Source organism: Kribbella sp. NPDC051952, assembly GCF_040680855.1.
Taxonomy (GTDB): domain Bacteria; phylum Actinomycetota; class Actinomycetes; order Propionibacteriales; family Kribbellaceae; genus Kribbella.
Window position 1 is genome coordinate 1 of record NZ_JBFAXQ010000008.1, and the last position, 23,522, is coordinate 23,522.

The 23,522-nt window shown below is 68.6% G+C and carries 19 protein-coding genes; 8 read left to right on the forward strand and 11 right to left on the reverse strand.

Annotated elements, in window-relative coordinates:
• Positions 1-188: 188 nt before the first annotated feature.
• Both AB0L70_RS16735 and AB0L70_RS16740 read left to right on the forward strand, forming a co-directional pair.
• Complete coding sequence (locus AB0L70_RS16735; protein WP_363684783.1) at positions 189-1,004, forward strand: ATP-binding cassette domain-containing protein; 816 nt, start codon at positions 189-191, stop codon at positions 1,002-1,004.
• A complete protein-coding gene (locus AB0L70_RS16740; protein ID WP_363684785.1) occupies positions 1,001-2,323 on the forward strand; it encodes a sugar ABC transporter permease in 1,323 nt (440 codons plus the stop codon). Before AB0L70_RS16735 ends, AB0L70_RS16740 begins: the two co-directional genes overlap by 4 nt.
• An 87-nt stretch (positions 2,324-2,410) precedes the next feature.
• On the opposite strand, the gene AB0L70_RS16745 is transcribed toward AB0L70_RS16740, so the two are convergent.
• Both AB0L70_RS16745 and AB0L70_RS16750 read right to left on the reverse strand, forming a co-directional pair.
• Positions 2,411-3,052 carry a response regulator transcription factor gene (locus AB0L70_RS16745; protein ID WP_363684787.1) on the reverse strand — a complete coding sequence of 214 codons (642 nt, stop codon included), beginning with the start codon at positions 3,050-3,052 and terminating at the stop codon, positions 2,411-2,413.
• Positions 3,049-5,052 carry a histidine kinase gene (locus AB0L70_RS16750; RefSeq protein ID WP_363684789.1) on the reverse strand — a complete coding sequence of 668 codons (2,004 nt, stop codon included), beginning with the start codon at positions 5,050-5,052 and terminating at the stop codon, positions 3,049-3,051. Before AB0L70_RS16750 ends, AB0L70_RS16745 begins: the two co-directional genes overlap by 4 nt.
• A gap of 161 nt (positions 5,053-5,213) precedes the next feature.
• Between AB0L70_RS16750 and AB0L70_RS16755 the strand changes: the two genes are divergently transcribed.
• Positions 5,214-5,753 carry a hypothetical protein gene (locus AB0L70_RS16755; protein ID WP_363684791.1) on the forward strand — a complete coding sequence of 180 codons (540 nt, stop codon included), beginning with the start codon at positions 5,214-5,216 and terminating at the stop codon, positions 5,751-5,753.
• Positions 5,754-5,820: 67 nt separating this feature from the next.
• Complete coding sequence (locus tag AB0L70_RS16760) at positions 5,821-7,029, forward strand: low temperature requirement protein A (protein ID WP_363684793.1); 1,209 nt, start codon at positions 5,821-5,823, stop codon at positions 7,027-7,029.
• Positions 7,030-7,075: 46 nt separating this feature from the next.
• On the opposite strand, the gene AB0L70_RS16765 is transcribed toward AB0L70_RS16760, so the two are convergent.
• From AB0L70_RS16765 to gcvT, 6 genes are all read right to left on the reverse strand, one after another.
• Complete coding sequence (locus AB0L70_RS16765; protein ID WP_363684795.1) at positions 7,076-8,134, reverse strand: dipeptide ABC transporter ATP-binding protein; 1,059 nt, start codon at positions 8,132-8,134, stop codon at positions 7,076-7,078.
• Between the two features lie 17 nt (positions 8,135-8,151).
• Positions 8,152-9,279, reverse strand: a complete 1,128-nt coding sequence (locus tag AB0L70_RS16770; RefSeq protein WP_363684797.1) for an ABC transporter ATP-binding protein — start codon at positions 9,277-9,279, stop codon at positions 8,152-8,154.
• A 32-nt stretch (positions 9,280-9,311) separates the two neighbouring features.
• Positions 9,312-10,304, reverse strand: coding sequence for an ABC transporter permease (locus tag AB0L70_RS16775; protein ID WP_363684799.1), 993 nt, complete (start codon positions 10,302-10,304; stop codon positions 9,312-9,314).
• Positions 10,305-10,412: 108 nt separating this feature from the next.
• Positions 10,413-12,170 carry an ABC transporter substrate-binding protein gene (locus AB0L70_RS16780; protein WP_363684801.1) on the reverse strand — a complete coding sequence of 586 codons (1,758 nt, stop codon included), beginning with the start codon at positions 12,168-12,170 and terminating at the stop codon, positions 10,413-10,415.
• A 41-nt stretch (positions 12,171-12,211) separates the two neighbouring features.
• Positions 12,212-13,219 carry an ABC transporter permease gene (locus tag AB0L70_RS16785; protein ID WP_363684803.1) on the reverse strand — a complete coding sequence of 336 codons (1,008 nt, stop codon included), beginning with the start codon at positions 13,217-13,219 and terminating at the stop codon, positions 12,212-12,214.
• A 394-nt stretch (positions 13,220-13,613) separates the two neighbouring features.
• Complete coding sequence (gene gcvT / locus AB0L70_RS16790) at positions 13,614-14,720, reverse strand: glycine cleavage system aminomethyltransferase GcvT (protein WP_363684805.1); 1,107 nt, start codon at positions 14,718-14,720, stop codon at positions 13,614-13,616.
• Between the two features lie 97 nt (positions 14,721-14,817).
• On the opposite strand from gcvT, the gene AB0L70_RS16795 reads away from it, so the two are divergent.
• Positions 14,818-16,314, forward strand: coding sequence for a leucyl aminopeptidase (locus tag AB0L70_RS16795; RefSeq protein WP_363684807.1), 1,497 nt, complete (start codon positions 14,818-14,820; stop codon positions 16,312-16,314).
• On the opposite strand, the gene AB0L70_RS16800 is transcribed toward AB0L70_RS16795, so the two are convergent.
• Together AB0L70_RS16800 and AB0L70_RS16805 are read right to left on the reverse strand one after the other, a co-directional pair.
• On the reverse strand, positions 16,303-16,626 hold the full coding sequence (locus tag AB0L70_RS16800) for a cupin domain-containing protein (protein WP_363684809.1): 324 nt from the start codon (positions 16,624-16,626) through the stop codon (positions 16,303-16,305). The genes AB0L70_RS16795 and AB0L70_RS16800 overlap by 12 nt on opposite strands.
• A gap of 45 nt (positions 16,627-16,671) precedes the next feature.
• Complete coding sequence (locus AB0L70_RS16805) at positions 16,672-16,989, reverse strand: hypothetical protein (protein WP_363684811.1); 318 nt, start codon at positions 16,987-16,989, stop codon at positions 16,672-16,674.
• A gap of 183 nt (positions 16,990-17,172) precedes the next feature.
• Between AB0L70_RS16805 and lpdA the strand changes: the two genes are divergently transcribed.
• From lpdA to AB0L70_RS16820, 3 genes are all read left to right on the forward strand, one after another.
• Positions 17,173-18,552, forward strand: a complete 1,380-nt coding sequence (gene lpdA / locus AB0L70_RS16810; protein WP_363684813.1) for a dihydrolipoyl dehydrogenase — start codon at positions 17,173-17,175, stop codon at positions 18,550-18,552.
• 142 nt (positions 18,553-18,694) lie between these two features.
• Entirely contained in the window at positions 18,695-20,758 is a 2,064-nt protein-coding gene (gene sucB, locus AB0L70_RS16815; RefSeq protein WP_363684815.1) for a 2-oxoglutarate dehydrogenase, E2 component, dihydrolipoamide succinyltransferase, read from the forward strand.
• Positions 20,759-20,858: 100 nt separating this feature from the next.
• Positions 20,859-21,749 carry a TIGR01777 family oxidoreductase gene (locus tag AB0L70_RS16820; protein WP_363684816.1) on the forward strand — a complete coding sequence of 297 codons (891 nt, stop codon included), beginning with the start codon at positions 20,859-20,861 and terminating at the stop codon, positions 21,747-21,749.
• Positions 21,750-21,758: 9 nt separating this feature from the next.
• Here AB0L70_RS16820 and AB0L70_RS16825 read toward each other — a convergent pair whose 3' ends face one another.
• On the reverse strand, positions 21,759-23,507 hold the full coding sequence (locus tag AB0L70_RS16825) for a protein kinase (protein WP_363684818.1): 1,749 nt from the start codon (positions 23,505-23,507) through the stop codon (positions 21,759-21,761).
• Positions 23,508-23,522: the final 15 nt, after the last annotated feature.

Here is a 23,522-nt window from a genome sequence, read left to right on the forward strand (position 1 = left end):
TCTCCTTGACCGCCCGGAGCATGTCGAGGAACTCGGTCACGCCCTTGACGGTCTTGATCTTGTTGTCCGGGCCGAGCAGGCCGGCCTTCTTGCAGCCCCCCGCAGTGAGGTGCGGGGGGCAACGCCGGGTCTCCCCAAACCCCGCGCCCACGGGGATCATGGCCTGAAAAGCCCAGGAGGCTGATCGAGTGACTGTTACCCCGACCCCCCTCGACGTCGGCACCGGTACGGTGCTGACGCTGCGCGGGATCTCCAAGCGATTCGGCGCGGTCCAGGCTCTGAAGAACATCGAGCTGGACGTCCGGGCCGGTGAGGTCCTCGCGCTGGTCGGCGACAACGGCGCCGGCAAGTCGACGCTGGTGAAGACGATCGCCGGGGTCTACACCGCCGACGACGGGATGATGATCTTCGACGGCCAGGAGGTCCGGGTCGGCAGTCCGGCCGAGGCCCAGCAGCTCGGCATCGCCACCGTGTTCCAGGACCTCGCCCTGTGCGACAACCTGGACGTGGTCGCGAACCTCTACCTCGGCCGTGAGCTCCGCAAGGGCAGCCTGCTCGACGAGGTCGAGATGGAACGCTCCTCGTGGGAGCTGCTCCGGCAGCTGTCCGCGAAGATCCCGTCGGTCCGGATCCCGGTCGCCAGCCTGTCCGGCGGCCAGCGGCAGACCGTCGCGATCGCCCGCAGCCTGCTCGGCCAGCCCAAGGTCGTGATGCTGGACGAACCGACCGCGGCTCTCGGCGTAGCTCAGACCGCCGAGGTCCTCAACCTGGTCGAGCGGCTGCGCGAACGCGGCCTGGCCGTGATCCTGATCAGCCACAACATGGCCGACGTGATGGCGGTCGCCGACCGGGTCGCCGTCCTGCGGCTCGGCCGCAACAACGGCGTCTTCGTGGTCAGCGACACCAAGACGCAAGACATCATCGCCGCCATCACCGGCGCGACCGACAACGCCGTTTCCGAGCGCGCAGCGCGCCGGACCCGGGAGGAGGGGCCCGCATCATGAGCCTGCACGGATCCGGCACCCGCCCCCAGGACGCCACCCCTTCGAGTACGCCGGGCACACCCGACGCGGCCGTGGTCACGAACGGAGCCGACCAGCTCCCCGCCGACCTCCAGGACGAGCGCCTGATCGCCGGTCGTGGATTCAGCGGTGCCGTCGCCGCGTTCACCGCCCGGCTGCGGTCCGGCGACCTCGGGTCCGTCCCGGTGGTGGTCGGCCTGATCATCATCTGGGCGGTCTTCCAGATCGCGAACGGCTCGTTCCTGTCCAGCCGCAACCTGGTCAACCTAACCCTGCAGACCACCTCGGTCGGAGTGCTTGCCCTCGGCATCGTTCTGGTCCTGCTGCTCGGTGAGATCGACCTGTCCATCGGCTCGGTCAGCGGCCTGTCCGCGGCGGTGCTCGGTGTCACTTTCGTCAACCAGGGCTGGCCGCTGGTGATCTCACTCCTGGCCGGCATCGTGGTCGGGGTCGTGATCGGGCTCTTCTACGGGGCGCTCTATACCCGCTTCGGTGTGCCCAGCTTCGTGATCACGCTGGCCGGTCTGCTCGGGTTCCTCGGGTTGCAGCTGCTGGTGCTCGGCAAGGAGGGTTCGCTCAACCTCCCGTACGACTCGGCGCTGGTCGGGTTCGCCACCCGCAGCTTCCTCTCCCCCGCGCTGGCCTACGGGCTCGTCGCGCTCGTGGTCGCGGCGTACGCACTGACGCGGCTGCGGGCCGGTGGTGCGCGCTCGAGGGCCGGGCTGTCGGCGCCGCCGAGCTCGGTCATCGCGATCAAGGCCGGCGCGCTGGCTGTGGTGTTGCTGATCCCGGTGATCATCCTGAACGGTGACCGCGGTGTCTCGGTGATGTTCCTGCTGCTGCTGGCGATGGTGGTCGGCACGGACGTGGCGATCCGCCGGACCCGGTGGGGTCGGTCGGTCGTCGCGGTCGGTGGCAACGTCGAGGCGGCCCGGCGGGCCGGTATCAACGTGCGGATGATCTACCTGTCCGTGTTCGCGGCCTGTTCGACGTTCGCGGCGATCGGTGGTCTGCTGGCCGCGGCCCGGCTGGTCGCGGTGAACCAGAGCAGCGGCGGTGGAGACACCAACCTGAACGCGATCGCGGCCGCCGTGATCGGTGGCACCAGCCTCTTCGGTGGCCGGGGTTCGGCGTACTCCGCACTGCTCGGCGCGCTCGTGATCATGTCGATCTCGAACGGCCTGGCCTTGCTGAGCCTGAACTCGAACGTGCGCTACATGGTCACCGCCGGCGTCCTGCTGATCGCCGTCACCATCGACTCGCTCAGCCGCCGCAGCCGCCAGGCCCACGGCCGGGCGTAGGTCGTGTCTCGCGAGACCACCAGACACGACCCTCAGACACGGTGGGCTCCTTCCTGACCCTGACCAGCGGGAGCCCACCGTTTCCACCTAGCCGCCGAGGCCTGCCCTGCGGGCCAGGAGTGCGGCCTCGGTGCGGTTGGCGACGCCGAGCTTGCCGAAGATCACCGACAGGTTGTTGTTGACGGTCTTCGTGGTCAGCGCGAGCCGGCTCGCCATCATGGTCGTCGACGATCCACCGGCCAGCAGCTCGAGGATCTGGCGCTCTCGCGGCGTCAACGCCTCCAGCGGATCCGGCGGGGCGCTCACCCGTCCGGACGCGGCATCCAGCACCTGCCTGGCCACTCCCGACCCCAAGATCGAGTCGCCTGCCGCGACCGCCTGGATCGCGCGGACAATCTGCTGCTGCGACGACCCCTTGAGCAAATACCCAGCCGCTCCGGCCCGGACGGCGGCGCGCACCGTCTCGTCGTCGTCGAGCATGGTCAGCATCAGTACGCCGACCGACGGCGCGGCTCGCGCGATCTCCTGCGTCGCGGCAACCCCGTCGACCCCGGGCATGTGAATGTCCATCACCAGTACGTCGGGCTTCAACGTCACCGCGGCGCGGACCGCCTCGGACCCGTTCTCAGCGACGCCGACAACCGAGATCCCGTCCACCGAGCCGAGCAGGACCTCCAGCCCGTCACGCACCACCGGATGGTCGTCGGCCAGCACTACGCGGATCGTCATCGGTCAGCCTCCAAGGGCAGGCACATGTGCACGCGGCCGCCGGCCGGTGTGGGTTCCGCCAGCATCGTGCCACCCAACTCGGCCACCCGCTCCCGCATCGATGTCAGTCCGACGCCCGGCACCCACCGGCCGTTCACCGCCGGACCGTCGTCGGCGATCGACAACCTCAACTCCCCCGGCCCGCCCGAGATCCGCACCTCGGCCTCACCCGCCCGCGAATGCCGAGCCACATTCGTCAACGCCTCCGTGACAATCCGGTACGCCGTGACCTCCACAGCCGCGGGCAGCTCCGGCGGGACCTCGTCGGCCCGCACGACGACCCGCAGCGGCGACCCGTCTCCCCGGCGATCGAGCAGTGCCGCATGCCGTCGTACCGCTTCGACGAGTCCGACGTCGTCGAGTGCGGACGGGTGCAACTGGTTGATCAACCGCCGTACGTCGGTAATCGCGCCGTCGACCGTTCTCCGGATCTCGGTGCCGAGGGACCGGACCTGGTCGTCGGCCAGGTTCACCACGGCATCCGCGCGGAACCCGATCCCGGTCAGGGCCGGACCGAGACGGTCGTGCAGATCGCGCCGGAGCCGCCGGCGCTCTTCCTCGCGAGCCGCGACGATCTCCCGGCGGGATCGCTGGACCGCGTCCGACAACGCCTGCGCCCGGAGGGCCACCCCGAGCGGGGCTGCCATCAACTCGAGGACGACGCGATCCGCGTTCGCCAGGTGGCTCTCCCCCGGCCGGATCCCGATCTGCAGCTCGCCGACCCGCTCGCCCGCCTGCAGGAGCGGGATCGCTTCGAGCAAGGTGGGCCGCGTCCCGTGTTCGCCGCGAATCACGCCCGCTTCGTCGGTCAGAGCGGCGTACGGAAGGCGCAACGCCTGGCAGACCGCAGGCAGCACATCCGCAGGCTGAGAGGCACCGGCGAGCTGTGCGGCGACGGACGATGCCGCCCGCACCGGGTTGCCGCGATCCCCGTAGAACAAGCGATCCACGAGCCGCTGCAACCGGACCCGGACCGGATTGAAGAAGACCGCGACGACCAGCGTGGCGAGCACGGCGCCGCTGACGCTCAGCCGCGGCCGTACCAGCCGATCGACGACCTCGACCAGCCCGAGATAGGTCGCCGCGACCGCCGTCGTGAGCAGCAGATACGTCACGGTCCTCGACCAGACCAACCGGATGTCGAGCAACTGGTACCGCAGTACGGCGATGGTCATCGCGATCGGGATCAGCGCGACCATCGTCAGCAGGACGATCGGGAAGCCGCTGTCCTCGATCGGTCCGGCGATCCGGGACACCACGATCACCACCACCGCGACGGTTGCGGCCAGCAACAACCACAGCAGCTGCCGGCGAGCCTTCTCGGTGCCTCGCCGGTAGCGCACGACCAGCGCGGCCACCCCGGCCAGCAGACTGAGCCCGAGAGCGACATCAGAGGCCGTCTGTAGAGTGGTGGCGGTGGCCAGGGGCGGGATCGACAGCCACGAAGCCGCCCGGTCCCGGGTGCCGAGACCAGGCACGGTAGGCAGCGGATCGGGGGCCGCACTGAACAGCATGACCTGGAACGGTCCGTTGACGACGGCAAGCAGTACGGCGAGCCGCCACGGCCGGCCCGGCAACGTTCCGGTCGGGAAGTACAGGACCGCGAGCGGGATGAACAGGCTGATCGACAGCGGCCAGGCCGCCGAGTACGCCGTCGACAGGGCGTGCGCGGGTTCGCCGTTCCGCAGGGCCTGGATCAGCCACGGCGTCACGGCAGCTGTGCCGGTCTGGGCGATGCCGGCACCGAGCAGGAACCAGCCGAGCAGATTCCGCGGCCGGTGCCAGGCGATCAGGGCACCGCAGGCCGCGCAGCTCACCCCGATCACCCAGTTCGGCAGCATGAAGCTGTCGGTGATGGTGCGATAGCTGATGCCGGTCGCCAGTACGCCGACAACGGCCGCCAGCGCCTCGGCCAGGGCACACGCCAGCAGCACTCCCACCCACCGCCGGTAGTTGCTCACGCCCCCATGGTGGGGTGCGGAACGTCCCGCTGTCTGCAGGCAAAACTCCCGGCCGATCCGGGTATCCCGGCCAGGCCGTCCGGCCATCTCCCCTGCTGCCCGGGTGAGCTGCCCGCGCAGTCTCGAAGTCGTCACCACTTCATTGGCAGAGGAGCACTTCGATGACTACAACGCTCGACACGACTGTTCACACCTCCGGCCGGACCGCCGGTGCCGCCGGACTGCTACTCACCGCCCTCGGCGTCTTCGCGGCCTTCGGGCCGGACGCCGGCGGGATCTGGTTCGCCCTCGCCGCGGTGGCGATCCTGCTGTTCGTGGGTGGAATCACCGGGCTGCGCAAAGCGGTTGCCGACGTGACGACCGCCCGGCGTGCGCTCGCGGTGGTCGCCGTGACCATGACGCTGTTCGGGCTGTCCCACCTCTACGCGATCGTCGACCCAGACCGGGCGACCCCGTTGTTCAGCGCGCTGATGGTGCTGTCGGCGGTCGGCCTGATCGTGGCCGGCGTCGCGATCCTGCGGGCGCGGATCTGGTCCGGGCCCGGGCGGTTCCTCCCGCTGCTGTGTGGCGTGTGGCCGCTGGCGACGATCCCGGTCGGCGCTGCCGTCGGCGACGTACCGCACTTCCTGGCCATCGCGCTGTGGGGCGTCTCCTGGATCGGGCTCAGCCGCCTGCTGCTGACCACGCCCGTCCGCGCCTGATCATCGGGCCGGCCCGCGTCGGTGGAGGGAGACGACGCGGGCCTTCGCCGATGGCAGGATGTCCGCCATGGCGACATCGAGGAAGCCCATCAGGGCCGCGGAAACCAGCGAGAACCAGACGGTCACGACGCTGGAGCTGTTCTTCGATCTGGTCTTCGTGTTCGCGCTGACCCAGATCACCGCGTTGATGGCGCACGAGCTGACCTGGCACGGCGTACTGCGCGGAGTCCTGCTGATCGGGCTGCTCTGGTGGAGCTGGATCGGCTTCTCCTGGCTGTGCAACCTGGTCAAGGCCGACGAAGGCTCGGTCCGGGGCGTGATGATGGCGGCGATGGCCGCGATGTTCCTGATCGCGCTGGCGATCCCGGAGGCCTTCGACGACCTCCCGGGTGGGCTGCCCGGTCCGGTCGTGATCGCGGGCGCGTACTTCGCGTTCCGGGCGATGCACCTGGTGCTGTTCTGGCTGATCGCGGCCGGCGACCGGCAACTCCGCCGTACGTTGATCAGGTTCTCCGGCTCGATGCTCGGAGCCAGCGTGTTGCTGCTGGTCGCCTCGCAGTACGACGGGTGGACCCAAACGCTGCTGTGGGCAGCCGCGCTGGCGGTGGACTACGGCGGCACGTACCTGATCGACGCGCACGGCTGGCGATTCCGGTCCGCGTCCCACTTCGCCGAACGGCACGGGCTGATCGTGATCATCGCGCTCGGCGAATCGATCGTTGCCATCGGCGTCGGTGTCACCGACCTGCCGATCTCCTGGCCGATCCTGATCGCGTCCGTGCTCGGACTGGCCGTCTCGTCCGCGCTGTGGTGGATCTACTTCGACGCGACCGTGCACTACGGCGAGCAGGCGCTGGAGCAGGCACCGAAGGAGACCCGGACCGCGCTCGCCCGCGACGCCTACACGTTCCTGCACTTCCCGATGGTGGCCGGCATCGTCCTGCTCGCACTCGGCCTGAAGAAGGTGCTCGAGTACGTCGGCGACACCGAGCATCACCACCTCGACGACCCACTCAAGGGTCTCGGCCTCTACGCCTTGTACGCGGGCGTCATCCTCTATCTACTCGGACACGTCGGCTTCAAGTGGCGGACGATGCACCGGCTGAGCTACTCCCGGCTGATCACGGCCGCGCTGGCGGCGATCGCCGTACCGCTGGTGGTCGAACTGCCGGCGCTCGCGGAGCTCGGCGTACTCACGGCTCTGCTGGTCGGCCTGGTCACGTACGAGTCGATCCGGTTCGCGCAGGAGCGGGACCAGCTCAAGCATCACGCATGAGAAAGGGCCCCCGGGTGATCCCAGGGGCCCTTGTCCACAAGGTGTTTCAGGCCGAAACCTCGGCGGTCAGGTCGACCTTCGGCTCCGCGAAGTGACACGCGGCCGAGTGGCCGGGACCGGACTGCGGCTTGGCCTCCAGCAGCGGCTCGGTCGTCGCGCAGATGTCCTCGGCCTTCCAGCACCGGGTCCGGAACCGGCAACCACTCGGCGGGTCGATCGGCGAGGGTACGTCGCCGACCAGCCGGATCCGCTCCTTCGGCGGGACACCACGGATGGTGCCCAGGTCCGGAGCGGCGGACAGCAACGCCTGCGTGTACGGGTGCTGCGGAGCGTTGTAGATCTGCTCCCGCGGGCCCTGCTCGACGATCTTGCCCAGGTACATCACCGCGACCTCGTCACAGAAGTGACGGACCACACCGAGGTCGTGGGCGATGAAGATGAACGCGATGCCGAGGTCGCGGCGCAGGTCCTCCAGCAGGTTCATCACCTGGGCCTGGATGGACACGTCCAGCGCCGACACCGGCTCGTCGGCCACGATGACCTCCGGCTCGACCGCCAGCGCCCGGGCGATCCCGATCCGCTGACGCTGACCACCGGAGAACTCGTTCGGGTACCGGTTGTGGTGCTCGGGGTTCAGGCCGACCCGCTCCAGCAGTTCCTGGACGCGCTCGAGCTCCCTGCCCTTCTTCACCAGGTTGTGCACGCGTAGCGGCGTACTGATGATGTTGCTGACCGTCTGGCGCGGGTTCAGCGAGCTGTACGGGTCCTGGAACACGATCTGCAGCTGCCGCCGGAACGGGCGCAGTTCCCGCTCCTTCATCTGCGCGATGTCCGTGCCCTTGAACCGGATCTGGCCGGCGGTCGGGGTGAGCAGCCGGGTGATCATCCGACCGGTGGTCGACTTGCCACAACCGGACTCACCGACCAGGCCCAGGCTGGACCCCGTCTTCAGGTCGAAGTTGACCCCGTCGACGGCCTGGACGACCTTCTTGGTCCGGGCCAGTCCGGCAGCTTCCTTGATCGGGAAGTGCATCTTCAGGTCGCGGATCTCGAGCAGCGGGGCGGCCCCGTTGTCGCGGCCTGTGGTGCGCACTGTGTCGCTCATCTCTCTCCTCAGCCCCCTCAGCCCAGTCTCGGCGCGACTTCGGAGACGTAGATCGTTTCCTTGTCGTGCAGGTGGCAGCGGGACACATGGGCACCGGCGCCGTCGACGGGCAGAAGCTCGGGCAGCTCGGTGGTGCAGCGCTCGCCCTTCACCCGGTCCGTGTACGGACAACGCGGATTGAACGAACATCCGGTCGGCAGGTTCAGCAGGCTCGGCGGCAGGCCCTTGATCGGGCGGAGCCGCTCCTGGGCCGCCGACACGGTCGGGATCGACTCGAGCAGCCCCCACGTGTACGGCATCCGCGGGTTCGCCAGCACGTCCTCGGCCGTGCCGTACTCGACGCAGCGACCGCCGTACATGACCAGGACGTCGTCGGCCATCTCGGCCACCACACCCAGGTCGTGGGTGATCATCACGATCGCCGAGCCGAACTCCTTCTGCAGGTTGTTCAGCAGATCCAGGATCTGCGCCTGCACGGTCACGTCCAGCGCGGTGGTCGGCTCGTCGGCGATCACCAGCTTCGGGTCGTTGACCAGGCTCATCGCGATCATCGCGCGCTGGCGCATACCGCCGGAGAACTCGTGCGGGTACTGCGCGAACCGGCGCGGCGGGTTCGGGATGCCGACCAGGTCGAGCATCTCCAGGGCCCGCTTCTTGGCGACCTCCTTGGTCACCTTGTGGTGCACGCGGTACGCCTCGACGATCTGGTGGCCGACCGTGTACAGCGGGTGCAGCGACGACTGCGGGTCCTGGAAGACCATCGCCACCGCGTCACCGCGGACCTTCATCAGGTCGTTCTCCGGCATGCCGACGATCTCGTCGCCGCCGAGCCGGATCGACCCGGTGATCTTGGTCCGCTTGCGGTCGTGCAGGCCCATCACGGCCATGCTGGACACCGACTTGCCGGACCCGGACTCGCCGACGATGGCCAGCGTCCGGCCGAGCGGGACCGAGTAGCTCAGCCCGTTCACCGCGCTGACCACGCCGTCCGCGGTCGGGAACTTCACAGTCAGGTCCTCGACCACCAGGTACGGCGTCTCCCCACTGGGGTTCAGCGTGCCCTGGCGGCGTTCGCGGGTCGCGATCGAAGGACCACGCTTCGCGTCGGCCGCGGTCTCCGGCTGGCCGGCTGCACTCTCGACCATGGTGTCCTTCCGGTCTTCAGGGACGGGTGCGCTCACGAAAGCCTCACCCGCGGGTCGATCACGCTGTACACGATATCGACGACCAGGTTGGCCGCGACCAGGAACACCGACGCCACCAGCACGGTCCCCATGATCACCGGCAGGTCGTAGTTGTTCAGGCTCTGCAGCACCAGGTTGCCGAGCCCCGGCAGGTCGAAGATGCGCTCGGTGAAGATCGCGCCGGCGAGCATGCCGGCCACGTCCAGACCGAAGATCGTGATGACCGGGATCAGCCCGGCGCGCAGCGCGTGCTTGTAGGTGACGACGCGGTCCGACAGGCCCTTGGCCCGGGCCGTCCGGATGAAGTCCTCGCTGAGCGTCTCGACCATCGAGCCGCGCGAGTACCGCACGTACTGGGTGGTGTTGACCAGCCCGAGGACGAGCCACGGTGTGATCAACCCGGCGATCCATTTGCCCGGACTGTCGAACGGTGACGTCCAGCCGCCGCGAGGCAGGATCGAGTAGAAGATGGTGAAGTACAGGGCGACCATCAGCGCCACGATGTAGTACGGGATCGAGCTGATCACCAGCGACGTGGTGACGAGTGCCCGGTCACCGGTCGTCCCTCTTCGTTTGGCCGCCATCGAGCCTATCGTCACGCCGATCGTGAGCATGATGACCGCGGCACCGGCGACCAGTGAGATCGTCACTGGTAGGCGCTGACCCAGCATCTCCAGCACGGGACGGTCGTTCTTGAACGAGAAGCCCAGGCAGGGCGCCTTGCAGTCGCGATCCACACCGTTGGTGGTGTAGGTGCGGCCGACGGCGATGCCCTTCATGTAGTCGGCGAACTGGGTCACCTTCGGCTTGTCCAGATTGAGGTTCTTCTTGATCTCCAGGTACCGCTCCTGGGGACAGTTGCGCTGGCCGCAGATCGCCCCCGCGGGGTCGGTGGGGGCGACGAAGAACAGCGCGAACGTCGCGACGAGGGTGACGAGCACGACGGAGAGGGCGCTCACAACGCGACGCGCCAGGAAGTGCAACACGGGGATCTCCTCACCGACCGCTGGAGGTGGCCGGACCGGGGAAACCGGTCCGGCCACCTACCTTGCGATCAGAACGGACTACTCATGCAGTCCGGTCACTGGAACCGATCAGGGCTGCTTCAGGAACAGCGAGGTGAACTCGGGCATACCCTGCGTCGGGTCGTTGATCGCGTTACCGATGTTCGTACCGACCAGGAACGCGGACCGCGACTGGTACTGCGGAAGAGCCGGCAGGTAGTCCTGCATGATCTTCTTGTCCAGGTTGATCCAGGCCTTCGTCTTCAGGGCCTCGTTCGGGTCCATGTTGTTGACCTTGTCGATCTCCGCGTCCAGCGCCTTGTCCTCGAGCTGGCCGACGCTGTTGCCCAGGGCGATCGCGTCGGAACGGAACAGCACGGGGGCCCAGGAGGAGCCGCTCGGCCAGTCGGAGCACCAACCGGTCGGAGCCTTCAGGGTGTTGACCGGACCGTTCTGGTCACCGGTGACGGTACGGATCTTGGCCTTGCCGACGCCCAGCGCCTTGACCTTGAATCCGGCCGCTTCCAGCTTCTGCTGACGGACCAGGCTGCGCTGCGTGGCGATCGGGTCGTCGTTGGAGTAGTACCACGACAGCTCGAAGCCGACAGCGTTCGCGTCCTGCAGCATCTGCTTGGCCTTGACCGGGTCACCGTCACCCTTGCCGTTCAGGCCCGGGATCTCGTAGTTCTCCCAGCCCGGAACCGACGGCGACATGTAGGTCGAGGTGGCCGGCTCGGCGAGCGAGGTCCAACCGGCGACCTTGCGCTCGCTGTCGTACGGGTAAGCGACCGCGACGGCCTTGCGGACCGGCAGCGGGATCTTACGGGTGTCCATCGGGAACATCCGGTTACACGGCGTCGGACCCTGGATGAGCTGAGCCTTGTTCTGGTCAGTCATCTCGGGAACCAGCGTCGAGTCGATGTTGCTGTAGGTCAGCGCACTCGCGTCCGGACCCTGGCTGGCCAGGATCTGGCGCTGGACCTTCAGCGTGTCCAGACCGAACTTGAAGTCGTAGCCGTCCAGGTACTGGTGACGTACCGGGTCGGTCGCCGGGTCCCAGCTCGGGTTCTTGACGAGCTTGAGCTCGGTGCCCGCGCTGTAGGAGTCGACCATGTACGGACCGGTCGCCAGCGGCTTCTGCTCGTAGGCGTCCTTGGTGTCGGCCGCCTTCGGGATCGGCGTGAACATCGAGAACGCGCCGAAGAACGGCATGTCCGGGAACGGCTTGGACAGGTGGATGACCAGCGTGCTGTCATCCGGCGTCTCGACGCCCGCGTAGGTGTCACCCTGCGGACCGTACGGACCCTTGTACTTGTCCCCGTCCTTGAAGAACTGGATCTGGTACGCCGGTCCCGCGTCGTACAGGTCGTGCGCGAAGGAACGCTTGATCGCGTACGCGAAGTCCTCGGCCTTGACGGGCTGGCCGTTCGAGTACTTGATGCCCTTCTTCAGCTTGAAGGTCCACGTCAGCTTGTCGTCGGACACCTTGCCCAGGTCCTCGGCCAGGTCAGGCACCAGAACGGGGGTGTGGTCCGGGCCGTCGAGCCGGTACTGGGTCAGCGCACGGAAGTACAGCTTCTCGATCTGGAAGCCGTCGACGTAGTACGTGTCGGTCGGGTCGAAGGTGTCGGGCGTGACGTCGGACAGGATCGTCGCCGTACCGCCCTTCTTGAAGCCGTCGACGTCCTTGGCCGGGCCCTTCGCGGTTTCGTCCGTGACCTTGGTCTGGGTCGCGTTGGCCTGCCCACCCTCATCACTCTTGGTACCACTGTTCGAGGACGGGCTGCCACAGGCTACGGCGGCCAACATGACCGTCGCCGCGACTGCGGTGATCCGTTTCCACTGCATGGTCGGGTTTCTCCTTTTCTGCCGCTGGGGCAATCGCCGTACTACCGGCGAGTCTTGGGGTCGAAGGCATCCCGGATCGAGTCACCGAGGAGGGCGAGCGCGAGCACCAGAATGGTGATCGCCGCGACCGGGAGCCAGAGATAGAGCGGATCGGCCTTGAACCAGTTCGTCGCGTTGGCGATCGTCTGGCCCCACGACGGGCGGGGCTCGATCAGCCCGACGCCGAGGAAGGACAGACCCGCCTCCGCGGTCACGTAGGCCGGCAGTGACAGCGAGGCCGAGATGACGATCGGGGCCACCAGGTTCGGCAGCAGCTCCTTGAACAGGATCCGCGGCGTCGAGACGCCGATCGCCTTGGCGGCCAGGACGAACTCCCGCTCGCGCAGGGACAGCACTTCACCGCGGATGATGCGGGCGAGGCCGGCCCAGCCGAAGAACGAAAGCACAAATATGAGGACGTAGAACCGGGTACTTGCCTGTTCCTCTGGCGTCAGGTTGAACGAACCGCCTCGCCACGACTCGACGATCGGAACCATCGCGATCGCGAAGAGCAGGTACGGCAGGCTCAGCACGAAGTCGATGAACCAGGAGATGACCCGGTCGACCCAGCCGCCGAGGAAGCCGGCCATCAGGCCCATCACGACGCCGACGGTGGTGCCGAAGATCGTGGCCACCGAGGCGACGATCAGCGACGGGCGGGCGCCGAACACCCAGCGGGCGAAGCTGTCCCGGCCGGTCTTCGGCTCGATGCCGAACCAGTGGTCCGGCGTGATGCCGATCGTCGGGAAGCCGAACTCGTCCACCAGCTCCGGGTGGAACGTCGCGACGTCGCCACCTTCGAGCTTGGTCAGCAGCGGCGCGAAGATCGCGATCAGGATGAACAACAGCACGATGCAGGCGCAGGTGACGGCGACCTTGTCCTTACGGAGCCGGTCCACCGCGATCCGGGTCGGCGACTTGCCGTGCGCCACGGTCGCCGCGCGAACCGGTTCCGCCGACGCCGGGTGGTCCTCGATCCCTACGGTCGAGTCGGGTAACCCAATAGTCATTCGCGCTCCGTCAGCTGTCAGCCGGATTTCGGTCCGTGGTTCCGGCACATATCTGGTGAATATCGTGCCGAAGCTTCGCTCTGTGGTGGGCCAGCGTCAAATCCCCTTGACAGGCCGGTCCCCCACAACCGCGCGCTAGCCTGCCTGACACTGTGACACCAAGCCAGCGGTGCTCGGCACCAGTGCACAAATCGTTACCGGAACGGGTACTGGAACGGAACATTTGTCGCGAATCGTCACCCTTTGCGATCAATCCACCGCGAAATGCGTCGGCACAGTCCAGACAGCGGCCATTTTGTGCCAGGTTATGACGGAGGGTGATGAAAGTCCTGGCACTGAGTAATCGTCACTCTCTGTGCATAATTTCCGTCCGCGGACTCCAAGCCGGGGTGGATCAGGCCTCGCGGACGTGGACCGTGACGAACGGCGGCTTGACCACGTCGAAGCTCTCCTGGCGGCCCCGGATGTCGACGGTGACCTGATCGCCTTCCTTCACCGTCGCGTCGAGCAGCGCCAGCGCGACGCCCTTCTTCAGCGTCGGTGAGAACGTCCCCGAGGTGACCTCGCCGAGGGCGGTGCCGGACGGGTCCAGAACGGTCATGTGCGGCCGCGGAATGCCGCGGCCGGCGGCACGCAGCCCCCGCAGGATCCGGGCCGGTCCACGCTCCTTCTCGGCGCGCAGTGCCTCGTCACCCCAGAAGTGCTCCTTCTTCCACCCCACGGCCCATCCGGACCGCGCCTGCACCGGCGTGATGTCCGGAGAGATGTCCTGACCGTGCAGCGGGTACCCCATCTCGGTCCGCAGCGTGTCCCGGGCACCCAGCCCGGCCGGGACGATCCCGTGGGCCGCACCGGCGGCCAGGAGGGCGTCGAACACACCCACCGCGGCCTCGTTCGGTACGACGAGCTCGTACCCGCGCTCGCCCGTGTATCCGGTCCGGCAGACCACAACCGGCGTACCGGCGAAGTCAGCCACCGCGAAGGACATGTAGTCGTGTCCGGTCGGCAGGCCGATTGCGGCGACCACGTCGTCGCTGTTCGTCCCCTGGACGGCGAGGATCGCGTAGTCGTCGTGGGTGTTGGTCACCACGACACCTTCGGGCGCGTCGGCCTGCAGCAGCCGGACCACCTCGGCGGTGTTGGCCGCGTTCGGGATCAGGAAGACATCGTCGTCGGCGTGCAGGTACGCGATCAGGTCGTCGACCACTCCACCGCGCTCGTTGCAGCACAGGGTGTACTGCGCCTGGCCCGGAGCGATCTTGCCGAGGTCGTTGGTCAGGCACGCGTTCACGTACGCCGCCGCCCCCGGACCCTTGACGGTCGCCTTGCCCAGGTGGCTGACGTCGAAGACGCCGACCGACGTACGGACCGCGGTGTGCTCCGCGACGACTCCGCTGTACTCCAGGGGCATTTCCCAGCCGCCGAACTCGGCGAACTTGGCGCCGAGAGCGACGTGGCGCTCGTGCAGCGGGGACTTCTTCAACTCCGGCGACTCGGTCATGGAGGGGAAACTACCGGACGCGTAGCATGCGGAGGCAGCTTGTACGTACCGTCACGACCGCCGACTGCCCGGCCGGTCAAGGAGGACTGAGATTTTCGTGAGCACCATCACCTTGAGCAAGTCCGATGCGGCCGGTGTCAAGACCGACGCGGTGGTCATCGGCGTGGTCAAACTCGGCGGCGGCGTCACCCTGCCGGCCGGCACCGAGTCGCTGAACGCCGCGTACGGCGGGAAGCTGGTGGAGGTGCTGTCGGGACTCGGCGCCACCGGTAAGGCCGGGGAGGTGACGAAGGTGCCCGGGCCGAAGCCGGGCAAGTCGGCCACGCTGATCGCGGTCGGTCTCGGTGCGGCCCCTGATGGTGCGTTGAAGACCGAGGACCTGCGGACCGCGGCCGGCACCGGCGTCCGGGCCGCGAAGACCGCGCAGTCGGTCGCGTTCGCTCTGCCGACCCCCGATGCCGAGTGCGTGCGGGCGATCGCCGAAGGCGCGTTGCTGGGTCGCTACTCGTTCACGGCGTACAAGTCGGCCGAGGGCTCGACCGAGGCACCCGGCAACCTCACCGTGCTCACGGACCTGGCCCGGAACAAGGACGCCAAGGCTGCGCTGGAGCGGGCCGAGGTGACCGCCGACGCGATCGCCCAGGTGCGCGACTGGGTGAACACCCCGCCGTCCGATCTGAACCCGGCCGACTTCGCCGCCTCGGCGCTGAAGCTCGGCAAGGAGTACGGCGTCAAGGTCGAGGTGCTGGACGAGAAGGCCCTGCTCAAGGGCGGGTACGGCGGCATCCTCGGCGTCGGCCAGGGCTCGGCGAACCCGCCGCGGCTGATCCGGCTCACCTACACGCCGAAGAAGCCGGTCACGCACCTGGCCTTCGTCGGCAAGGGCATCACGTTCGACTCCGGCGGCCTGTCGCTGAAGACGGCCAACGGGATGATCGGCATGAAGGCCGACATGGCCGGCGCCGCCGCGGTGATCGGCGCGACCGTCGCGATCGCCCGGCTCGGCCTGCCGGTCCAGATCACGACGTACGCCGCGATGGCCGAGAACATGCCGTCCGGATCGGCCGCGCGCCCGTCCGACGTCCTGACCATGTACGGCGGCAAGACCGTCGAGGTGCTGAACACCGACGCGGAGGGCCGGCTCGTGCTCGGCGACGCGCTGGTCCGCGCGTCCGAGGACCAGCCGGACCTGATCGTCGACGTGGCCACGCTGACGGGTGCCTGTGTTGTTGCCCTGGGCACCAAGGTGGCCGGCGCGTTCGCCAACACCGACACCGCCCGGGACCGGGTCGTCGACGCCGCGATCGCGGCCGGTGAGGCGATGTGGCCGCTGCCGATCCCGGCCGAGATGCTGGACAAGCTGAAGACGCACTCGAAGGTCGCCGACCTGGCCAACATCACGGGCGAGCCGTGGGGCGGCGCGCTCGCCGCAGCCGCGTTCCTCGGCGATTTCGTTGCTGAGGGCATCGACTGGGTGCACCTGGACGTGGCCGGCCCGGCCTTCAACGACGGCGGCGCGGCCGGCTACACCCTGCCTGGCGGCACGGGCTACTCCGTCCGCACGCTGGTCGAGCTGGCCGCGTCAGCGAGCTGAGTACCGGATCTCCAGCATCGTGCAGCCGCCGGTCGTGACGTACGGACCGTGTGGCATCCCCGGCGGCCTGCACGCGTAGTCGCCGGGGCCGAACGTCTGCCCGAGGGTGAGATCGGTCAGCTCACCCTCGAGCAGATAGACCTCTTCGACGTACTCGTGCCGGATCACCTCATCGCCTGAGCTGGTCCCGGGCGCCCAGCGCGCGAGCCTGGTCAGGGTGCCGTCAGCGTCTTGGCTGAGCACCTTCTCGCTGATCCCGGTGCCGGACCACGGGAGAGCGTCGGCGGCGAAGAACTCCTTCTCGTCCTTCATGAGTCAGTCCGCCGCCAGTTTCATGTGTCAGTCCCGGCCGGTGGGCTAGGCGAGTCCGTTCTTCTTCATCCGGGCGTTGTACTCACGCATGCGCGGCGGGTAGCCGACCACGGCCGCGTCATACGACGGAATGCCCAGCTTGTTCGCGAAATCGTGGGCCCACCGCACCGACGGGACCCGGCGCCGGGTCCACTCGCCGTCGATCGCTACCAGCAGCAGGGTGTACTCCGTCACCGCCGTCCGCGGCTCGACGAATCCCTCGACTCCTTGGCGGGTCTGGGCGAAGTCCCGCAGGTGCGCCTGGTCGGGTGTGTCCGACCGGCGCATCGTTCCGGCCTTCTGCCGGCGACCGAACCACTTCATGGAGTAAGTGTCCTCTATCTGGGCAAGTCACCGCCGAAATCCTGGATAACGGTTCTGGCCCCGGCGGATGTGCGCGTCGCAGCCGCCCGGGGACCGCGCGGGGGCGCCGTGAGTGCGAAGATGACGCCGGGCCGGAACCGCGATCCGGGGCCGCCCGATGACCCACGTCCCACGGAGGAACCTGTGACTGAGACCGGCACGACGTACGACCTGGTGATCCTCGGCGGTGGAAGCGGTGGTTACGCCGCCGCCCTGCGCGCCGCGAGCCTGGGGCTGTCCGTCGCCCTGGTGGAGAAGGACAAGGTCGGCGGCACCTGCCTGCATCGCGGCTGTATTCCGACCAAGGCGCTGCTGCACGCCGCGGAGGTGGCCGACTCGGCCCGCGAGGGCGAGCAGTTCGGGGTCCGGACGACGCTCGAGGGCGTCGACATGGGTGGCGTGAACAAGTACAAGGACGGCGTCGTCGACCGGCTCTTCAAGGGCCTGCAGGGCCAGATCAAGGCCCGCGGCATCACGGTGGTCGAGGGCGAAGGCCGGCTGACCTCCCCCACCACCGTCCAGGTCGGGGACACGACGTACACCGGTCGCAACGTGATCCTTGCGTCCGGCTCCTATTCCCGCTCGCTGCCCGGGCTCGAGCTGGACGGGCAGCGGGTGATCGCCAGCGAGCACGCGCTGACGCTCGACCGTGTGCCGGAATCCGCCGTCGTACTGGGTGGTGGCGTGATCGGCGTCGAGTTCGCGTCGGCGTGGACGTCGTTCGGCACCAAGGTCACCATCGTCGAGGCGCTGCCCCGGCTGGTGCCGGCCGAGGACGCGGACTGCAGCAAGACCCTCGAGCGCGCGTTCCGGAAGCGAAAGATCGCCTTCAAGACGGGTACGCCGTTCGAGTCGGTCGAGGTGACCGACAACGGCGTACGGGTGAATGTGGCCGGTGGCGAGGTGATCGAGGCCGAGCTGCTGCTGGTCGCCGTCGGCCGCGGGCCGAACACGACCGGTCTCGGGTACGACGAGGTCGGCGTCGCGCTCGACCGTGGGTTCGTGACCGTCGACGCGACGCTGCAGACCAGCGTGCCCGGGGTCTACGCGGTCGGCGACATCGTGCCGGGGCTGCAGCTCGCACACCGCGGGTTCCAGCAGGGCATCTTCGTCGCCGAGCACCTCGCGGGCCTCGCGCCGACGCCGATCGACGAGGCCGGCATCCCGCGGGTCACGTACTCCGAGCCGGAGGTCGCGTCGGTCGGTCTGACCGAGGAGCAGGCCCGGGAGAAGTACGGCGACGTCGAGATCCTCAACTACAACCTCGGCGGCAACGGGAAATCGCAGATCCTGAAGACGGCCGGCTTCGTGAAGCTCGTCCGCGCCCGCGATGGCGCGGTCGTCGGGCTGCACATGGTCGGTTCGCGCGTCGGCGAGCTGATCGGAGAGGCCCAGCTGATCTACAACTGGGAGGCCTACCCGGCCGACGTCGCACCGCTCGTCCACGCCCACCCCACCCAGAACGAGGCCCTCGGCGAGGCGCACCTCGCCCTGGCCGGGAAACCTTTGCATTTCCATGACTGAACACCCGGGCGCGTCTGCTGGAGCGCCCGAGTAGGTTTGAGTCCGCAAGGGGCGAGTGGGCGCTGTTTGACCCGGATCCCGCTCGCTCCGGCGGCACCGTAGGCTGACACTCGACCGATCAGACGAAGGAGCAACGACCGTCATGCCGACCTCTGTATCCCTGCCGGCCCTCGGGGAGAGCGTCACCGAAGGAACCGTCACCCGCTGGCTCAAGCAGGTCGGCGACACGGTTGCCGTCGACGAGCCCCTGCTGGAGGTCTCGACCGACAAGGTCGACACCGAGATCCCCTCACCGGTGGCCGGCACTCTGCTGGAGATCAAGGCCGCCGAGGACGAGACCGTCGAGGTCGGCGCCGAGCTAGCCGTCATCGGCGACGCCGGCGAGTCCACCGGCTCCTCCGACCAGTCCGCCCCCGCCGAGCAGCCCGCCGCGGAAGCCCCGGCCGAGCAGCCCGCCCAGGAAGCCCCCGCCCAGGAAGCCCCGGCGCAGGAGGCTCCCGCTGCTGAGGCGGCTCCCGCTGAGCAGGCCGCGCCCGCTCAGGAGGCTCCGGCCCAGGAAGCACCGGCTGCTGAGGCCCCGGCTGCCGAGGCCGCGCAGGCAGCTCCGGCCGCGCAGGCGCCTGCTGACGACCAGTCTTCGGGTGGTTCTGGTGGCGGCACTCCGGTGACGCTCCCCGCCTTGGGCGAGAGCGTGACCGAGGGAACGGTCACCCGCTGGCTCAAGCAGGTAGGCGACGACGTAGCCGTCGACGAGCCCCTCCTCGAGGTCTCCACCGACAAGGTGGACACCGAGATCCCGTCCCCCGTCGCCGGCAAGCTCCTGGAAATCAAGGTCGCCGAAGACGAGACGGTAGAGGTAGGCGCCGAACTAGCCATCGTTGGCTCCGCCAACTCCGCCCCAGCCTCGTCAGCCCCCGCCCAGGCCGCCCCCGCAGAGCAGGCTCCCGCAGCCGAACAAGCTCCCGCAGAGCAGGCCGCCGCGCCCGCCGCGCAGGCCCCCGCCCAGCAGAGCGCCCCGGCTCAGCAGGCCCCCGCGCCCGCCCAGGCCCAGGCACCGGCCCCGCAGGCGCAAGCCCCGGCGGCAGCTCCGGCTCCGGCAACTAACTCTTCTCCATCTCCGGCCGCAGCGGCCCCAGCCCCCGCAGCCGCCCCGGCCGCATCCGCTCCGGCCCCAACCACCCAGGCTCCGACGACGCAGGCTCCGACCACTCAGGCCCCGGCAGCGCAGGCTCCCGCCCAGCAGTCGGCTCCGGCAGCCTCCCCGAACGGCTCTTCGTCTGATGGCCCGAACTACGTCACCCCGCTCGTCCGCAAGCTCGCGGCCGAGCACCAGGTGGACCTGAACGCGGTCCAGGGCACCGGCGTAGGCGGCCGCATCCGCAAGCAGGACGTAATCGCCGCCGCCGAGGCCCAGAAGGCCGCCGCAGCCGCCCCCGCCGCTGCACCCGCAGCGCAGGCACAGGCTCCGGCAGCCAAGTCCCCCTCGATCAGCCCACTCCGCGGCACGACCGAGAAGATGAGCCGGATCCGCAAGGCGATCGCGGCCCACATGGTCAACTCGCTGAAGGTGTCGGCCCAGCTGACCACGGTCGTCGAGGTCGACGTCACCGAGATCTCCAAGCTGCGGAACGCTAAGAAGGCGGAGTTCGAGGCCCGCGAGGGCGTCAAGCTGTCGTTCCTCCCGTTCTTCGCCCTGGCCGCGGTCGACGCGCTGAAGCAGTACCCGAAGCTGAACGCCTCGATCGACGAGGAAGCCGGCGAGATCACGTACCACGCCGCCGAGCACCTGGGCATCGCCGTGGACGTGGAGAAGGGCCTGATGGTCCCGGTCGTCCACAACGCTGGCGACCTGAACATCGCCGGCCTGGCCAAGCGGATCGCCGACCTGGCCGAGCGCACCCGGACCAACAAGGTGCTGCCGGACGAGATGGCGGGCGGCACGTTCACGATCACCAACACGGGCAGCCGGGGCGCGCTCTTCGACACCCCGATCCTCAACCAGCCCCAGGTCGGCATGCTCGGCACCGGCGCGGTCGTCAAGCGCCCGGTCGTCATCACCCACCCGGAGCTGGGCGAGACCATCGCGATCCGCCAGATGGTCTACCTGGCCCTCACCTACGACCACCGCCTGGTGGACGGCGCCGACGCGGCCCGCTACCTGACGGCCGTCAAGCAGCGCCTCGAAGAGGCACAGTTCGACGTCTGATCCCGATCGGACCCTTGCGCCGGTGTTCGTCTCCTCTGGAGCGGGCACCGGCGCTTTTAGGTTCGATCTCCGGTACCACTGACACCAAGGAGCAAGCGGGATGAAGTACGTACTGGCCGGCGCATCCGGCTTTCTTGGTAAGGCCCTCGCTCGTGATCTCGTCGCCGACGGCAACCAGGTCCTTCGCCTGGTACGTCGTACGCCGGCAACCGCGGACGAGATCCGGTGGGACCCGGCGCGCGGTGAGCTGGACCCGGGTTCGCTGGGTGATCCCGATGTCCTGATCAACCTGGCCGGCGCGAACATCGGCCGGCCGTGGACCCCGACGTACCGGAACACCATCCGGGAGAGCCGAGTCAGCACGACGGCGACACTCGCGGCTGTCGCGAGCCAGCTCGAGCGGCGGCCGGTGGTCATCACGCAGAGCGGGGTCGGTGGATACGGCCGCGACTGCGGAGATCGCATCCTCACCGAAGACTCCGAACTCGGTGAGGGCTTCCTCTCCGACGTCGTACGTCTGTGGGAAGGCGCGCTCGAACCCGCGCGTGCCGCCGGCAGCCGGGTCGCTGCCCTCCGGACCGGCGTTGTCCTCGACCGGAAGGCTCCGGCGTTCCAGTTGCTCTCCCTTCCCTTCCGCGTGGGTCTCGGCGGCCGGCTTGGCTCGGGCACGCAGTACTTCCCGGTTGTCTCGCTCACCGACTGGCTCCGGGCGGCCCGTTTCGTCGCCGAGAACGACGCCATCAGTGGACCGGTCAACGTAACCATCCCCGTCCCGACCACGAACGCTGACTTCACGCACGCGCTTGGTACTGCCATGCACCGGCCCACGATCCTGCCTGTGCCTGCGTTCGCGATGAAGGCCGTGCTGGGTGAGTTCGCGTGGGAGCTCTTGGGGAGCAATCGCACCCTTCCCACTCGTCTGCAGTCCCACGACTTCACCTTCCACCACCCGACGGCTCCGGCGGCGATCTCTGCGGCGCTCACCTCCTGACCTCCGGGCTCAGGCCTGGGTGATGGTCGTTATTCGCCAGGCTTCGGGTGTCGACGGCGTGGGTCGCGTGGATGGCGTGGTTGGCGTGGTTGGCGTGGTCGTCAGGGTGATCAGGCGGGTTGTTGGCGTGCCTGGCGGCAGTGGGGTAGTCGTGCCGGTGTGGTCGATGGCTTGACCGGCCGACAGATGGTCGGTGGTTCTGAGGGTGACGGTCGTCGGGGTTCGGTGTGTGACGGTCGTGCTGTCGATGTGGATGCGTAGGCCTTGGACGCGGATGTTCTGGCTGCGGTAGGCAGTCAGCAGCGCTCGGTCGGCGCGCCAGGGTGGGCTGTCGCGGACGTAGATCTTGTCGAGAGCGTTCAGGTCGAGGGTCCAGAACGCCTGTGCGCGTTGGGCATCCAGGGCTTGCAAGGTGAGTGTCCATTGGGCGACCTCATTGGATGTTGCGGTGGTGGTCGACGGCTGCGCGGACAGGGTCGGACTGGCAGGCGTCATAGGGCTGGCGGGCGGCGTCGGGCTGGCGGGCGGCGTGGGGCTGGTGGGCGGCGTGGGGCTGGTGGGCGGATCGGTGGGTTCGGTTGCCGCAGTGGGTCCTGTGGCCGCGGTGGGGGTGTCGAGGGCGTGGAAGGTTGCTATGCCGATGACCAGGACGACTACGGCTCCGAGCGCAGCCGCGGCCAGTACGCCGTAGGCCGGGTGAGGTAGCCGGCGCCAGAGGGTGTGGCTGCGGCGCCAACGGAGGCGGCGAGTCCGCGGTCGGTCAGGTCTCGTGGGCCTGGGCACGGACAGGGCCAAGGCGGGCGTGGAAGTGGATGGGCTCAATCGGGTCAGAGGGTTGATCGGGGTCGGCGCACGGCGGAGGAACCGACCCATCGGCCGTGATGATCGCCTTGTCCCGCCCGGCGCCGGCAGCTTGGCGCGGCGGAGGGCGGCGCGCGGTCGGCGTTTGGGCAATGGTTTGGGACGTGGTTTGGCCAGGCTGGTTGGCGTTGCCTTGGAGGCCTGCGGGGTTTCCGGCCGCGGTCGTTCAGGTGCTGGCGCGGTGAGGGGATCGCGCGACCGTTCCAGCGGATCGGTGGTGGTTGCGGGCTTGGTGGTGGGCGTTGTGGCGGGGTCCTCGGGGAACGCCAGGTCGATCGGGGCGGGCGCGGCGAGGGTCAGGAGGCGGCGGGATAGCTCATGGAGTGGGGTGGTCGTGAAGAGGTCGGGGCTGAAGAGGGCTGGGTCGCCGCCTGCTTCTTGGGCGAGGGTCGCCAGGGCGAGTAGGTCGTCGGTCGGTCGGTAGGGGTCGGGCGGCGCAGGCAGGTGGAGGGTTGTGTCGGTGAGGACCGGGCGGCCGTCGGCGTCGAAGACAGTGTTGATCGGGGTCAGGCGGCCGTGGGTGAGGCCGGAGCGGTGCAGGTAGTGGAGGGCTTCGGTGATTGGGGTCAGGAGCGTGACCAGTTCGCCGGGAGAGAGGGGGCCTCGTCGCGTGAGGAGAGCGGTCAGGCTGCCGGCTACGACGTACTGGCTGATGAGGAGCCATTCGGTGCTGGTCTCGCGGAACTCCAGCAGGCGGGCGATGTGCGGGTGACGGATGCGTTGCAGGATGTTGAGGTCTTCACGGAGCTTCTCCTGATCGGGGATGTCGGTGATCGGAATGCGTTTGAGCACAGCGTTGCGGCCGGACGCCAGGTCGCGGACCTGCCAGACGGTGCCGGCCGATCCGGACCCGAGCTTGCGGCGCAGGCTGTAGCCGGCGATGTCGTCGAGGTCCATGCCCAAGAGAGTGCA